This is a genomic window from Geodermatophilus ruber (assembly GCF_900114385.1).
GTDB lineage: Bacteria > Actinomycetota > Actinomycetes > Mycobacteriales > Geodermatophilaceae > Geodermatophilus > Geodermatophilus ruber.
Map to the genome: position 1 here is coordinate 267626 of NZ_FOSW01000002.1, position 14834 is coordinate 282459.

Genomic DNA, 14834 nt, shown 5'->3' on the forward strand with positions numbered 1-14834 from the left:
GCCGCCGGGCCGGGCTCCGGCGGACGACGGTTCAACGGGACGACGAGCGGAGAAGGACGATGAGCGGCGGGAACGGACGGACAGCAGTGGTGACGGGCGCGGCCCGCGGGATCGGGGCGGCCGTGGCCCGTCGGCTGGCCGAGGACGGCTTCGCGGTCGGGGTACTGGACCTCGACGAGCGCGGTGCGAAGGAGACGGCGGAGGCCATCGGGGACGCCGGCGGGCGGGCGTTCGCCGCCGCCGTGGACGTGGCCGACCCCGAAGCCGTCGCCTCGGCCGTCGAGCAGGTCGCCACGGCGCTGGGCCCCCCGACGGTGCTGGTCAACAACGCCGGGGTGACCCGGGACAACCTGCTGTTCAAGATGACCGAGTCCGACTGGGACACGGTCATGGGCGTGCACCTGCGCGGTGCTTTCCTGATGACCCGCGCGGTGCAGCGGCACATGGTCGAGGCCGGGTGGGGCCGCGTGGTCAACCTCTCGAGCACCTCGGCGCTGGGCAACCGCGGCCAGGCCAACTACTCGGCGGCCAAGTCCGGCCTGCAGGGCTTCACCAAGACCCTCGCCATCGAGCTGGGCAAGTTCGGGGTGACCGCCAACGCGATCGCCCCTGGCTTCATCGAGACGGAGATGACCCGAGCCACCGCTGAGCGGGTGGGCGTCCCGTTCGGCGAGTTCATGGCGGCCGCGGCCGCGGAGATCCCCGTACGGCGGGTCGGACAGCCCGAGGACATCGCGCACGTGGTGTCCTTCCTGACGAGCGAGGGTGCGAGTTTCGTGTCCGGGCAGGTGGTCTACGTCGCCGGCGGCCCGCGCACCTGAGCGCCGTGCCCCGCCGGCACGGGGCAGCCGGAGCCCGGTGCTCCCAGGGTGGACGGGAGCCCCGGGCGTGCCTCGCCTATCCGCGTCAGCGACCTCGGAAGAAGAAGGACGGACATGTCGGAGAGCAGTCGGATCGTCGTGCTCGGTGGCGCCCGGACACCGGTGGGCGGCTTCGGCGGCGTGCTGAAGGAGGTGCCGGCGCACGAGCTGGGCGCCACGGCCGCCCGGGCCGCGCTGGACCGCACCTCGGTCGCCCCTGAGGAGGTCGACGAGGTCGTCATGGGCTGCATCGGCCAGGTCGGCGCGGATGCCTACAACGCCCGGCGGGTCGCCCTGGCCGCGGGGCTCCCTGCGCGGACCCCCGCGCACACGGTCAACCGGCTGTGCGGCTCGGGACTGCAGGCGGTGTGGTCGGCGGCGATGCAGATCCGCTGGGGAGCGGCGTCGATCGCACTGGCCGGTGGGGACGAGTCGATGTCGCGGATGCCGTTCTACGACTTCGGCGCCCGCAACGGCTGGCGCCTGGGCGACCGCACCCTGGTCGACGGCACGGTCATGATGCTCACCGACCCGTTCCACGACATCCACATGGGCGTGACCGCCGAGCGGGTCGCGGCGAAGTACGGCATCAGCCGGGCCGAGCAGGACGAGTTCGCCCTCGAGTCCCAGCGCCGGGCCGCCACCCCCGACGCGAAGGCCGTCTTCGACGAGGAGATCGTGCCGGTGACGACCGGCGGGCGCCGGCCGACGACGGTCGCCGCGGACGAGCACCCCAAGCCGGGCACCACCGCCGAGGCGCTGGCCGCGCTGCGGCCGGCGTTCGAGAAGGGTGGCACGGTGACGGCGGGCAACGCCTCGGGCATCAACGACGGCGGGGCCGCCCTGGTGCTCGCCACCGAGGACGTCGCCCGCGAGCGGGGGGCGACCGGGCTGGTCGCCCTGGAGGCGGTGACCACCGCCGCGCTGGAGCCGGAGCTGATGGGCTACGCCCCGGTGCTGGCGCTGCGGGCGCTGTTCGAGCAGACCGGGACCACCCCGGCCGACATCGGCACCGTGGAGCTCAACGAGGCCTTCGCCGCCCAGGCCGTCGCCTGCATCCGCGACGCCGGTCTCGATCCCGAGCGCACCAATCCCTACGGCGGCGCCATCGCCCTGGGCCACCCGGTCGGCGCTACGGGGGCGATCTTGACCCTGCGGGTGGTGCAGGACCTGGTGCGCCGCGACCTCGAGCTCGGCGTCGTGTCGATGTGCATCGGCGGCGGCCAGGCGCTCGCCGCCCTCTTCCGCCGCATCGGCTGACCCCCGCGCGGTCCCGCCCCGTCCCGACCCCCAGAGGAGACCGACCCCGTGAGCAGTACGACCGCCGTGCCCGCCGGAGCCCGTGGCGCCGAGCCCGACGTCCCCGACCTGGTGGCGCGGACGCGGGAGTTCGTGCGGGAGGTGGTCCTCCCGGTGGAGGACCGGTTCGACGGGGACGTGACCGCCGCGGGCGGGGACGGGCTGCGCCGCGAGCTGCAGGGCGCGGCCCGGGCACGGGGGCTGCTGGCGCCGCACGCACCCGTGGACGTCGGCGGGCTGGGTCTGTCGATGGTGCAGCGCGCGCGGGTGTTCGAGGCGGCCGGGTACTCGGTGTTCGGCGGGCTGGCGATCAACGCCGCGGCGCCCGACGAGGGCAACGTGCACTTGCTCGCGCACGTGGCCACGCCGGCGCAGCGGGAGGAGTTCCTGGCGCCGTTGGCGGCCGGCGTCGTCCGGTCGGCGTTCGCGATGACGGAGCCGGCGCCCGGGGCGGGCTCGGACCCGGCGGCGCTGGCGACGACGGCATCCCGGGTGCCCGGTGGCTGGCGGATCGACGGGCGGAAGACATTCATCACCGGCGCCGACGGGGCCGGGTTCTTCATCGTCATGGCCCGCACCAGCGGCGAGCCGGGCGAGCGCGGCGGCGGGACGATGTTCCTCGCGCCGGCGGGCGCACCGGGGCTCCAGGTGGGCCGGCACGTGCCGACGATGGACCGCTCGATGGTCGGCGGGCACTGCGAGGTGGTCTTCGACGGGCTGATCGTCGCCGACGACGCCGTGCTCGGCGAGGTCGACCAGGGCTTCGCCAACGCCCAGGTGCGGCTGGGGCCGGCGCGGATGACCCACGTGATGCGGTGGCTGGGAGCGGCCGTGCGGGCCCACGAGGTGGCGGTGGAGCACGCGGCGGCCCGGCGCGGGTTCGGGAGCGCGATCGCCGACCTGGGCCTGGCGCAGCAGATGATCGCCGACAACGAGATCGACCTGGCCGCCACGCGAGCCCTGCTGGACGTCGCCTGCGCGGCCCTGGACGCCGGCTCGCCGGCGTCGCAGGAGACGTCGATCGCCAAGGCGTTCGGCGGCGAGGCGATCGGGCGCGTGGTGGACCGGGCGATGCAGCTGTGCGGGGGGCTCGGGGTGTCCGCCGACCTGCCGATCGCCCGGATCGCCCGGGAGGTCCGCCCCTTCCGGGTCTACGACGGGCCGTCGGAAGTGCACCGATTCGCCATCGCCAAGCGCGCGGTCAAGGCCGCCCGGCTGCGAGCCTCGTCGTGACCGTCCCGCCCGGCCTCGACCTGGGTGCGCTGCACGTCCACCTCGTGGAGCGGGGCATCGAGCCGGCGGGGGCCTTGCGGGCCGAGTTGATCGCCGGGGGGCGGTCCAACCTGACCTATGCGGTGAGCGACGGGGCGTCCCGCTGGGTGGTGCGCCGTCCCCCGCTGGCCGGCCTCACCGCATCGGCGCACGACATGGTCCGTGAGTGGCGGGTGACCACCGCCCTGCGGGGGAGCGGGGTGCCGGTGGCCCGTCCGGTCAGCCTGTGCGAGGACGAGACGGTCCTGGGCGCACCGTTCACGATCGTGGAGTGGGTGGACGGCGTGGTGGTCCGGGACCGCGACGACCTGGCCGGGCTCGCGGACGACCAGGTGCAGCGGGCCGCCGCGGCGCTGGTCGACGTGCTCGTCGCGCTGCACGCCGTCGACGTACCGGCGGTGGGGCTGGCCGACTTCGGTCGCCCGCAGGGCTTCCTCACCCGGCAGGTGGCGCTGTGGCGTCGCCAGTGGGACCAGGTCCGGACCCGGGACGTCCCGGACCTGGAGCGACTGCACGCCCGGCTGGCGGACTCGGTGCCGTCGTCGGCGGAGGCGACCGTGGTGCACGGGGACTACCGGATCGACAACGCCATCCTCGATCGGGACGATTCGGGCACGGTTCGTGCCGTCGTCGACTGGGAGCTGTCCACGCTCGGCGACCCGCTGACCGACGTGGCGCTGATGTGCGTCTACCGCCACCCGGCGCTCGACGTCATCCTCGGCATCCCCGCTGCCTGGACCAGTTCCCGGCTGCCGTCCCCCGACGATCTCGCCGAGAGCTACGCCCGCGGCTCCGGGCGGGACCTCGGCGACTGGCCGTTCTTCCTTGCGCTGGCCCACCTCAAGCTCGCGGTCATCGCCGAGGGCATCGCCCATCGGGCCCGCGCAGGCGCGGATGCAGGCCGGGGTGCCGCGCGGGCCGCGGAGGCCGTGCCCGAGCTGGTCGCGGCCGGTCTCGGGGCGCTCGGGCGGCGATGACCAGCACGCTCGGTGCGCCGGGGGTGGCGGCGTCGAGCGCGTCGTGGAGCACCGTCGCGGGGACCGCACCGGACCTCCGCCGTCCCCGGACCCTGGGGGAAGCCCGGAGGGCAGCCAGGCTCACCCCGACAGAGGTGGCTCGGGCCGTGCACACGAGCCGATCGGCCATCTCCCTGTCGGAGTGGGGTGACCGTCGTCCGGGCAGGGACCGGTCGCGGTGGCCCGCCGGATGGCTGCGGTGTACCGACGACCGGCCGTAGAAGTGTTCGGCTCCTGTGGCATCAAGCTGTGTCCGCTCCCGCCGAGGGTGCTGGCTCCCGTTCTGGACGAGCCGCCCCCCCGGAACGCCCGGGTATATGGAGAGCACAACCGCAGGTCGCCGTCCCGACCCTGCGGGATGTCCGGGACCTCGTCCACGTGACCTCGAACTGGATGTGGACCGTCGCCGGCAACGCCGGACGACCGGCAGGACCGTCCCGCTCATCCCGTGGCTGCCGGAGGAACCGGGGCGCCCCATCGGTCCAGGTACGTGACCTCGGTCGCGGGGCGCCGGCGCGCCGGGCCGAAATCCGTTCCCACGGTGTAGGCCACCGGTACGAGCCCGACCTGGGTGATGCCCGGTGGGATGTCCAGGAGTGCTGCGGCCTCTTTCGCGTGCGCGAGGTGGAACGTGGTGTAGGTGGAGCCGAGCCCTCGGGCACGCAGTGCCAGCATGAAACTCCAGAGAGCGGGAAAGACCGAGCCGTAGAGGGCCGGTGCGTTTCTCTGGTCGACCTCGGCGGCGATGCACGGGACGACCAGGACTGGCACCTGGTCGAGCACGTCGACCAGGTGTTGCGCCGAGCGGTAGACCCGCTGGGACGACTCGTCGCCCGGGTTCTCCGCGTTTGCCCGCAGGTAGTCCTGGCCGCCGGCACGGTACAGGCGCGCGAGCTCGTGCCTCAGGCCCTCGTCGGTGACGACGAGCCAGCGCCACAGCTGGGTGTTCGAGGCAGACGGGGCGTGGACGGCTGTCTGGAGGCACTCCATCACAACGTCCAGGGCGACTGGGCGGGAGAGGTCCAGCCGCCGGCGCACCGACCGGGTCGTGGTCAGCAACCGGTCGATCTCGGCGGTGTCGAAGGGTGGCTCGGTGCTCCGGGGGACGATGTCCTCCTGGGGCTCGGTGGTCGACGTCATCAGGTCTCCGTTCGGCGGCAGGGACGAGACGGGTGTGCCGGCCGGCCAGGAGCCGGCCGGCACGACGGCGGATCAGGTGGTGGGCTCGGGCAGGGGCCGCACGCTTGGCTCGGGCGCGTCGGGGGTGGACCGGGCCTCCCCGGGCAGTGGCGGCGGCGGTGTGGGGTCGGGCTCCTGGTGGATGCGGACGTCCTTCGACAGCAGGACCGGGATGATCGCCACCAGGTAGATGACGCCGCCGACGATCCAGAGGGTGTCGAGCTGGTTGAGGCCGCCCTCGGAGGTGTCGAGCCAGCGCCCCGACGCATTGACCAGCACGTAGCCGAAGGCCACCTGCAGTCCGGCTGCCACACCGTTGAGCGTGCCGGTCAGCTCGGGCTTGGCCACCCCCAGCCAGTAGGTGTTGAGGCTGCCCCAGAACAGCGGGTCGACCATGAAGCCCAGCGTTCCGATGGCGAAGATCCACGCGAGCCACGGCAGGTTGAGCAGTCCGGCCGCCAGGAAGCCGACCGCGCCGAGAACGGCACCGAGGACCATCGGGGGGCGCAGCCGACCCCGGAACGGTCCCGCGACGGCACGGCCGTGCCCGAACGCGTAGAGGATGACCGGAACGGCGGCCAGCGGCGCCAGGTAGGTCACCACGTCCGGGTCGATGCCCTGCAGAGTGATCAGTCCGTACGTACTCCACGTCCCGATGAGCCAGGTCGGCGTGGTCGCCAGGGCACCGGCGGCCACCATGAACAGCACGCTGCGCGAGCGGAACACCTTGGCGATCTCGCGCAGGGGGACGTTGGCGCGGGCGGCCTCGTCCCGACCGACGTTGATGTGCGCGAGTTCCTGGGCGCTGATGCCCGGGAGCTGGTCGGGCCGGTTCCGCGTGAACACCGCGATGGCGATGATCGCCGGGATGCCGAGCGCCGAGATGATCAGGAACGCCTCTTCCCAGGCCCAGGCGGAGGCAATGGGCAGCGCGATCAGTGGCGCGACGACCGACACGATCATCAGCGAGGCGACCCACGCCGCCGTCACCTTGGCGGTCTCGATCGGGGCGAACCAGACGGCGAGCATCCGCTGGCAGGGCGCCCACAAGAAGCCGAAGAAGACGCCGAACAGCATGTTGCGCCAGTACATCTCGTCGACGGTCTGGACGAAGGCCATGCTGCCGCCGAGCACGGTAACGCCGGTGAGGCAGATCAGCAGCATGAGCCGCGGCCCGATCCGGTCGGCGAGGACCCCGGCCAGGAACAGCATCGGGAAGTAGCCCAACAGGTACGACGCCGAGATGCTGGCGATCTCGGTGGCGTCGGCTCCCAGGTCAGCCGCCCAGAACGGTGTGAGGACGCTGAACTTGGCCGTGTCCAGCCAGACGACGAAGTTGGTGTACAGGACGGCGTAGAAGACCCACCGCCGCTTGCCGTCGATCCTGATGGACGGTCGTGCCGCCCCTGTTGTCACGCTCACCCCGGCTCCTTCCCGGATGGGACCGCCCTCGAGGCGTGTCCGTGAGGGACCCGCCCGACTGGGCGGTCGGGAGGAACAGTGGAGTGGGTCTCGGCCAGGGACAATGGGAGCCCGTCCATGGCGCGGTCGCTCCGAATGTGCTGCTTCCGGCGGCGCCGGCAGGTAGATCTGTGGTGCCGAACGTGAGAGTCGTGGTCGGCCGAAGAAGCGGAAGACCGGTTCGGCGGTGCAGACCGGCTTCTCGCTGGCCTCGCACACATCGTCGCGACGACGGCGGGCGGGAGACTGCGGGCCACTCCCTCGAGGCTCGTCCGCGGCGGCCCTGAGGGCGTCGGTGCTCCTCAGGGCCGCGAAATCCGGCGTGGTGACGAAGTGCTCGACGAGGGGGAGCGGCATCGGGGTTTGGCTGGGGACGGGTCCAGTCGACCAGGCAGCTCCAGGAAGATCTCGCGGATGTCGTCGCGCGGCCAGCGTGGAGGCAGGAGATGGGGGAGCTCGGGGTGCTGTCGGCCAACAGTCGCCACGCGTCAATGAGCTCCGTGCGTGCGACGAGGGCCTCGGCGAGCCACGACCGGGCTGATCACCCCGCTCGTAGCCCAGATGATCGGTCAGCTCGGCGGCCACGCCCAGCGTGCCCCAACTGAGGCAAACCCCAGGCTCGGACCACGAGTTCCTACACAGACCATCTTCCAGGGCCCGCCGGCCGCCCAGCGCAGCAGGGAACACCGGCTCTTCTGCCCTTGCGCCCTAAACCGCCCCGGGGACTGGTTGGGGTGTACCAAGGATGTTGGGCAGGTCCCGGGCCATGAGCAGCGGCAGGCCGCCTGACCGGCCGCATCCGCCGGCCCCGGAGGAGCCCTGCCCATCGGGCGGGGCTCCTCTCCTGCCTGAAGAGTCGCCTCCACGGCGACGAGGGCCGCTGCCCGGTTCCCGGCGTCGGCTGGGCGGCGAGGGCCGAGCATCGGTAGAGCGGTCGCCTGCTGCGGCCCAGGCGCAGTGAGATCGAAAGGTCACTGCCCGGGGGCGTCAGCTGTTCGGGCCTCGCTCCTCGGTCTCGGGTCGCGCTCCCGAGGCCTGCGTGTCCGTGCGCTCGAGGCGCTGACGGATCGCCGCGACGTTGAGCGCCAGATCCTCGAGCGCCTCGACGGCGCGCGTGGCGAGCGCGAACGTGAGGTTCTCGCGCTACCGCTCGGCGCTGGGCTCGTGGTTGCCCGGCGGGATCTCCGAGCGCTCCCGCGGAGGACGCGTCGCCTCCGCTCACGGCTGGTCATCGCTGCGCGGATCGCCGAACAGCTCCCGCAGCATCCGCTGCGCCAGTTCGAGGAATTCGCCCGGGTCAGGCCGGTTGGTCGCCATCCGTTCCCTCCCAGCTCCGGTCGAGGAGGTCGTGCGGACCTTAGGATGGCCGGTTCGCGACGGACGCGACCAATCTATGACCAACAATCCGTCCTCAGTAGCCCTCGACAGCCGATGACGTCCGGTGCTGGAGGACAACGCTGACCTGCACATCCATCGCTGCCCGACGGCTGCCAACACCGTCAAGATCAATTCGCAGGGATATTGGTCCGAGTCAAATCGGGGGAGCAGAACCGCAGGTCAGCGGCCTGGCGGAGCCGCTGTGGTCGCCTCGACGACCAACTTTCGTCAACAATCGCCCGACAGACACGCGCCTACGGCCTCCTTCCAGGATGCTTCTTATAGTCGAATCGCCGGCTCCAGTCCGCGTCCGGCCGCTCAGCGTGGCGGAAGAGCAGGACTACCCGGACCCGCAGCTGCGGCATGCCGGCCGTGGACGCGTTCTACCGGGGGCGCTGCAGCGCGGTCACCGCTTCGGGCCGGCCATCCGTAGTCGGCGGTGGGCGGCCATGCGGACGGGGGCGTTGACCGTGCCGTAGCTGGTGTAGTCGGCGATCCGCTGCACCACCTCGAAGAACACCCGGGAGCCGAGCACGTGGGTGTGCAGGTGGAAGTACTCGCCGTGCTCGTCTCGGTCGTAGAGGACGCCGCTTTCACGCATCGCGGCCAGCGTCTCCGGGGCCAGGTCCAGCCGGGCCTCGAGGTCGTCGTGGTAGTTGGCCGGGACCTCCAGCAGCGGTGCGCCGTGGGCGTGCAGCGCGCGGGCGGTGGCGAAGATGTCGTCAGTGGCGAAGGCGAGATGCTGCGGGTCGGGGACGCCGGGTGCCCACTCCCCGCGGCGCAACAGCGCCACCGACAGCCCGATCCGCACGGTGTGGTCGGAGTCGGTGACCGCGCGGTGCCGGACCAGCCCGAACGGGGCGGCGACCTCGGTCGTGGCGTCCGGCTGCAGGCCCAGCACCACACGGTAGAACAGCGCCGCCTCGTCGAAGTGGTCGAAGGGCTGGGCCAGGGCGACATGGTCGGTGTGGGTCAGCCCGGCGCTGGGGCTTGGTCGGCTGCGGGTGGGCAGGAAGTCGGTGAGCCAGTCGGCGCCGGCGCGGCAGAAGAACACCTCTGTGCCGTCCGGGGCAGCAACCGCGGCCAGGTCGGCCTCTGTCGCGCCGCGACTGCGGGGGAGGACCGGGGCCAGCAGCGCCTCAGCGCGGGCCGCGGAGGCGACCGGGTCCGCGGTCTCCACCGCCAGCGCGCTGATCGCCGCGGCACCGGCGCCATCCGACCGGACGACGGCGGCGTTGAGCAGCACCCGGGCGCGGCCCTGCTCCCACAGCTGCACCGGCTTGGAGCGGTGCTGCCCGGTGTGGGTGAAGCCGAGCGTGGCGAGGGCGGTGGCGATGACCGGGCCGGAGACCCCGTCCACGGCGAGCTCGGTGAAGGCGTATCCGGCCACCGGTGGGGCCGGCGGGAGCGTGCTCAGCCGCACCCTCTCCGGCAGTCGGGGGTCGCGGCCGGCCAGCGCTTCCTCCAGCGCGAGGAGCGAGCGCATCGCGTCGACCGCTGTCCGGGCCGGATCGGTCTGCCGAAAGACGTCGTTGAATACCTCTAGCGACAGCGGCCCGGAGTAGCCGGCGGCCAGCACCTGGCCGAGGAAGCCGGGCAGGTCGAAGCCGCCCTGACCAGGGAAGAGGCGGTGATGGCGGCTCCACTGCAGCACGTCCATGTTCAGGTGCGGGGCGTCGGCCAGCTGCAGGAAGAACAGCTTCTCCCCGGGCAGGTCCGCGATGCCGGTCGGGTCGCTGCCGCGGGAGAGCACGTGGAAGCTATCCAGGCACAGCCCGAGCGCCGAGTGGTCACCGCGGCGGACGGCCTCCCACGACCGGTCCCAGGTGGACACGTGCCGTCCCCAGGCCAGCGCCTCGTAGGCGATCCGCAGCCCGCGGGCGGCCGCCCGCTCGGCCAGGGTGTGCAACTGCCCGGCGAGTCGGTCGACGTCGGCGACCGCGTCGTCACCTACCGACGAACAGACCAGCACGGTGTCCGCGCCAAGGGCCACCATCAGGTCGAGTTTGGCTTCGGCCCGGCGCAAGTTCCGCCCGAACTGTTCTTCGTCGACTGAGTCCAGGTCGCGGAACGGCTGGTACAGGTCGATCGACAGGCCGAGGTCCGCGCAGCGTGCAGCGACCTCGGCCGGTGACCAGGGCGTGGCGATCAGGTCGTTCTCGAACACCTCGATCCCGTCGAATCCGGCCGCAGCCACCGCCGCAAGCTTGTCCTCCAGCGTGCCCGACAGGCACACCGTGGCGACCACCCGTCGGAGCGGCTCATTCCGGCTTCGGTTGCGCCCGCCGGTCCGACCGGGAGGGAGGAAAAGGCCGACCTCAGTCGTCAAAGGAGATCCACGCCTTCCCCGGCACCTCTGCCACCGAGGCGAAGGCCTCGGCTGCCTCACGGAACGGGTACCGGGCCTGGAGCACGACGCCCGGGCGGATCTCGTCGCGTGCCAGTGCCCGGATGGTGCTCGGGAAGTCGACCGGGTGGTCGTAGATGAGCGAGCCCAGGAGCGTGTGCTGGCGGTAGACGAGGGCAGCGGTGGTCAGGTCGACCGGCCGGCTGCTGATGCCCACCAGGACCGCGGTGCCGCCGGCGGCCAGGTGCTCGAGTCCAGCTCCCAGGGCCTGGGGCACCCCCGAGGTCTCGAACAGCACGTCGATCTCGGCATCCCCGAGCTCGGCGGCTGCCCGCGCACCGAGGGCCAGGGCGAGCTCGGCTCGGCCGTCGTGCGGCTCCTGCACGTAGACCCTGGCTCCCATGGCGCGTAGCGCCAGAACCATGAGAAGGCCCTGGGAGCCGGCACCGACCACGAGGCAGCGCGACGTCGAGGCGGCGGAGCCGCGCCGGATCGCGGCGCGGGCCACGGTCAGCGGTTCGACGCAGACCAGGTCCTCGATCCCGATGCTCGGTGGGGCTGGCCAGGTGAAGCGCCCAGGGACGCTCACGTACTCGGCCAGCAGTCCAGGGTGGTTCAACCCCACGACCACCCGGTTCTGGCAGGACGACGTGAGCTCCGCCCGGCAGGCTCGGCAGCGGCCGCAGCAGTAGTTGGGTTCTATGGCGACCTGATCGCCCACCGCGCGGTCGTGGACCTGCGACCCCACGGCGACGATCTCGCCGACGCCTTCGTGGCCCATCAGCCAGGAGCCGGTCGGTGGTATCCGGGCACCGGAGTACACGGCCAGGTCGGTTCCGCACAGGCCCAGGCCGCGCATGCGCACGAGCACGTCTTGGGGGCCGCAGTCGGGTTCGGGGAGCTGAACTGACCGCAACTGACCGGGGGCGGTGAGGACAGCCGCGTGCATGGGGCAGTACTCCGATTCGTGTGGAGGGGGACCGGGCTAGCGCCCGACCGGGGAGTCGACGATGACGCCGGCTCGGCGGAGTCGGTTGCGGAGGTCGTCGACGGAAAGCTCGCGGGGGCGCAGACCTGCTGCCAGCGACAGCGCTGCCGCCACACCGGCGGCTTCGCCGACGGGCATGACCCCGCCCATGTGCCGCAGCCCGCCCATGCCCGCGCTGTCTGCCGAGACGGCACGGCCGGTCACCAGCATGTTGTCGATGCCGAGGGGAAGCAGGCACCGGTAGGGGACAGCGAAGGGCCGCTGCGGGCTGGTCAGGCTCACCGAGTGGCCTTCGTGCAGGTCGAGGGGGCCGCCGCCCCAGGACACGGCATCGGAGAATGCGCGGCCGGTGAGGACGTCGTCCCCGGTCAGGACGTACTCGCCGAGCACGCGCCGGGACTCACGGACCCCGATCCAGGGAGCCAGCTGCACGAGCTGGGCCGAGGCGAAGCCGGGCATGTGCTCCCGCAGGTAGGCCAGCGTGCTGCGGGCCTGGCGACGCCCCTCGATCTCGGCGCCGGTGAGCTCGAACTCGTCGGCGGCGTCCTTGCCGTTGACCGAGGTCATGAGCAGGAAGGCATCGCCGTTGCTGGGGCTCCAGGACACCGCGAGGGTGCGGTAGAACAGCGATCCCCGCTCCACGCCGGCGTGGACGATCTCCCGTCGCACGGCCTTGGCGGTGGCGGCGAGTTCGTCCCGGTTCACACCGCTGAGGCGCATCATCAGGGTCATGGGCTGCGTGGGCAGGCTCATCGGTGCCGCGGACGCCCCGGCCTTGAACGCGATCGTGCCGCTGCCGGTCGCGTCGATCACGCGGTGGGCGCGGATGCCCCCTCGCGCGGTCGGCCCCTCGTAGATCACCGTGTCGACGGCTCGGTCGTGCCGGGTGAGCGCGGCGGCGTGCACGTGGTGCAGAACCTGCACGCCGGCCTCCCCGACGAGGTCGTCGAGGACGAACTTGAGGATCTCCGGGTCGAACGGGAAGGTCTCAAAGCCGAGGGGACTGTCGGTGAGCTCTCCGGCGATGTGGTGGACGAAGCTGGGGTGGCCGCCACCGGCGGCGCGGAGCCGCTCCACGATCTCGTATGCAATCCCCCCGGTCACCCGCACGTCCCGCCAGAAGAACCCGTTCCAGGCGGCCACCATGCCACCGGTGGCCGTACCGCCGAGGAAGCCCGCGCGCTCCATCAGCAGGACTCGCGCGCCGGTGCGGGCCGCGGCGACCGCGGCGCAGACCCCCGCCGGCCCTCCGCCGACGACCAGGACGTCGGTGTCACGGAGAACGGGCACCGTGCGGTCGGGTTCGTCGACGGTGCTGCTGAGGTCAGACATGGGGCTCCTCGACGGGCCTGGTGGATGAGTGCGGTCTGGGCCGAGCCGGGGACACAGAGGGGTGGGACCAGGGCGGTCAGGCGGGGTCACGCCTCGACCCACCCCGAGCGGGAGGTCGGCGTCAGGGCGGCGAAGCTCGGCCACCGCAGATCCACGCCGCGCGCGGTCAGGGCTCCCTGCAGCACGAGCAGTTCGCTGGGGCGGTTTCGGATCGCCCGCGGCGTCGTGCGTCGCTGCACTGCCTGGGCTGCGGTCACGCCGGCGGCCTCGCCGATGCTCCATTCGACGGGGTGGACGCGGTAGGCCCCGTTGGTGATCCGGGTGGTGCCGATGTTCTTGCCGGCGGCCAGGAGATTCTCGACGCGTGCCGGGATCAGGGCGCCCAGCGGGATCTGGAAGGGGTAGGAATCGATGTCGACGGTGTTGCGGCCGGTGCTGGTCGGGTGGATGTCGATGCGGTACGCGCCGATGCCGACACTGTCGGCGAAGGTCTCGGCCGCTCCGGCGCTGCCGCGTGCCTCGACCCCGATATGCTGCTCGAGCACGCGGAACTCCGGCACGATCCGGCGGCTCTCACGGAAGTACGGCTGCATGGCGAAACCGTCGTGTGTGCCCGTCACGTTGGGGCGCAGCCTCAGCCCCGGGTAACCCTGGCCGCCGTCGGGGCGGGGAGCCTCGGTCTGCATCCAGTAGAGGAAGGCGAGACTGACCTCCTTGGCCTCGGCCATCGCAGCCTGCGCAGACTCGTCGTCCACACCGAGGACGGGCTTGGCCCAGTAGTCCATCTGCGGCCAGTTGGCCAGGGTGATGTCACTGGTGAAAAATCCGTCCGCGTGCTGGCGGCGAGCCGCGATGCGCCGGGCATGCCACAGGTCCCAGGCCCACACCTGGTCGGGCTCCCCGTCGAAGAGCTGACGGACGCGGGGGCGGTGCGTGACGTGGTCACTGACCGTCCAGCTGAACTGGGGGCCGGGCCAGGACGGGATCTGGATCCGGCGCCAGTGGTCGTAGCCGGCGGGCCGGGCCACGACATGGTCCTCACCTGGCAGGTGATCGACGGCGAAGCACCAGGTGATTGCCTGCTGGTCGAGGGGATCGGCGACCTCCAGGGCGTGCAGTTCCCCGGTGTCGGCCTGCGACTCGGCGCCGGTGACGTGCTCCACCTTGGCCAGCGCCAGCAGGTCACCCAGCTCGGTGGCGTCGATCACCAGGTCGAAGGTGACCACGATGTCATGCCCCACCTGCCGATTCCTCAGGGTGACGGAATCGATCCTGTCGCCGGTGCACTCGGCGGCCACCGGTTCGTAGCCGCGCAGGAGCCAGATGCGACCCGCGCTGACGTAGGCGGCCAGCTGCTGCTCGATCACGGCCGCGGCCACATGGGGCTCGTGGCAGAGCGTGTTGACATTGCCGGCGCCCGGGTTGAGCCGGGTGTCGGCGCGCGCGGCCGGGGTGAGGGGATAGTGCTCCCGGTAGTGCTGGCGGATCTTCTCCCGGAACTGGCTGTAGCTGCGTGAGCCCAGCTGGTACTCCACCCATGGGTGCTCGTCCGGCGGCACGGCCTGCGCGGTCAGCTGACCGCCCAGCCAGGGAAGCGCCTCACTGAGCACGACCCGCCGTCCCGCCGCCGCTACCGCGAGGGCGGCGGCGACACCACTCAGACCACCACCGACGATGAGGATCTCGGTCGCCATCTCGTTCAC

The 14834-nt window shown here is 72.2% G+C and carries 10 protein-coding genes; 4 read left to right on the forward strand and 6 right to left on the reverse strand.

Going from position 1 to position 14834, the window contains the following annotated elements:
• Positions 1-59: 59 nt before the first annotated feature.
• The 4 genes from fabG to BMZ50_RS03980 all read left to right on the forward strand — a co-directional run bounded on the left by fabG (position 60) and on the right by BMZ50_RS03980 (position 4408).
• Entirely contained in the window at positions 60-821 is a 762-nt protein-coding gene (gene fabG / locus BMZ50_RS03965; protein ID WP_091321461.1) for a 3-oxoacyl-ACP reductase FabG, read from the forward strand.
• 114 nt (positions 822-935) lie between these two features.
• On the forward strand, positions 936-2120 hold the full coding sequence (locus tag BMZ50_RS03970; RefSeq protein ID WP_091321463.1) for a thiolase family protein: 1185 nt from the start codon (positions 936-938) through the stop codon (positions 2118-2120).
• Between the two features lie 48 nt (positions 2121-2168).
• Positions 2169-3392, forward strand: a complete 1224-nt coding sequence (locus BMZ50_RS03975; RefSeq protein ID WP_218146084.1) for an acyl-CoA dehydrogenase family protein — start codon at positions 2169-2171, stop codon at positions 3390-3392.
• Complete coding sequence (locus BMZ50_RS03980; protein WP_091321465.1) at positions 3389-4408, forward strand: phosphotransferase family protein; 1020 nt, start codon at positions 3389-3391, stop codon at positions 4406-4408. The genes BMZ50_RS03975 and BMZ50_RS03980 overlap by 4 nt, the downstream gene beginning before the upstream one ends.
• Positions 4409-4888: 480 nt before the next feature.
• Here the strand turns inward: BMZ50_RS03980 and BMZ50_RS03985 are convergent, their stop codons facing one another.
• From BMZ50_RS03985 to BMZ50_RS04015, 6 genes are all read right to left on the reverse strand, one after another.
• Complete coding sequence (locus tag BMZ50_RS03985; RefSeq protein ID WP_091321467.1) at positions 4889-5587, reverse strand: nitroreductase family protein; 699 nt, start codon at positions 5585-5587, stop codon at positions 4889-4891.
• A gap of 72 nt (positions 5588-5659) precedes the next feature.
• Entirely contained in the window at positions 5660-7048 is a 1389-nt protein-coding gene (locus tag BMZ50_RS03990) for an MFS transporter (protein ID WP_177212633.1), read from the reverse strand.
• Between the two features lie 1822 nt (positions 7049-8870).
• Positions 8871-10712: a bifunctional sugar phosphate isomerase/epimerase/4-hydroxyphenylpyruvate dioxygenase family protein gene (locus BMZ50_RS04000; protein ID WP_245753331.1), complete on the reverse strand. Its 1842-nt coding sequence runs from the start codon at positions 10710-10712 to the stop codon at positions 8871-8873.
• Positions 10713-10782: 70 nt separating this feature from the next.
• Positions 10783-11760 (reverse strand): zinc-dependent alcohol dehydrogenase, encoded by a 978-nt coding sequence (locus BMZ50_RS04005; protein ID WP_091321471.1) that lies wholly within the window; start codon positions 11758-11760, stop codon positions 10783-10785.
• A 36-nt stretch (positions 11761-11796) separates the two neighbouring features.
• Positions 11797-13131: an FAD-dependent oxidoreductase gene (locus BMZ50_RS04010; RefSeq protein WP_091321473.1), complete on the reverse strand. Its 1335-nt coding sequence runs from the start codon at positions 13129-13131 to the stop codon at positions 11797-11799.
• An 86-nt stretch (positions 13132-13217) separates the two neighbouring features.
• Positions 13218-14825, reverse strand: coding sequence for an FAD-dependent oxidoreductase (locus BMZ50_RS04015; RefSeq protein ID WP_245753374.1), 1608 nt, complete (start codon positions 14823-14825; stop codon positions 13218-13220).
• Between the last annotated feature and the right edge of the window lie 9 nt (positions 14826-14834).